This window comes from Paraburkholderia sp. BCC1886 (genome assembly GCF_900996245.1).
GTDB lineage: Bacteria > Pseudomonadota > Gammaproteobacteria > Burkholderiales > Burkholderiaceae > Paraburkholderia.
Map to the genome: position 1 here is coordinate 1 of NZ_CAAJGK010000002.1, position 439 is coordinate 439.

Annotated in this window: 1 protein-coding gene; it reads left to right on the plus strand. The window is 70.6% G+C overall.

Features of this window, described 5'->3' with window-relative positions; genetic code table 11:
* A partial coding sequence (locus tag FQ746_RS00010) for a class II aldolase/adducin family protein (RefSeq protein WP_186310577.1) occupies positions 1 to 439 on the plus strand: 439 nt, incomplete at both ends.

A 439-nucleotide genomic window follows, 5' to 3' on the forward strand; every position in this document is an offset into this window, starting at 1 on the left:
ATCTGTCGGTGGCCGTGCCCGGCGAGCCCGGACATTTCCTGATCAATCCCTTCGGGCTCGCCTTCGAGGAGGTGCGTGCCTCGAGCCTGGTCAAGATCGACCTGGCCGGCAGGCGCATCGGCGATGGCCCGCACCAGGTCAACGCCACCGGCTTCGCGCTGCATGCGGCCGTGCACGCGGCGCGCGCCGATGCGGTCTGCGTGATCCACCTGCATACCAAGGCCGGCATCGCCGTCTCGATGCAGCCGCAGGGGCTGCTGCCGGCCTCGCAGCACGCGCTGCGCTTTCACGGCGACCTGGCTTGCCACGACTACGAGGCGCTGGCCTTCACGCCGGCCGAAGGCGCGCGCCTGGTCGAGCGGCTCGGCGACAAGTCGGCTATGCTGCTGCGCAATCACGGCACGCTGACGGTCGGCCGCACCGTGGCCGAAGCCTGGGT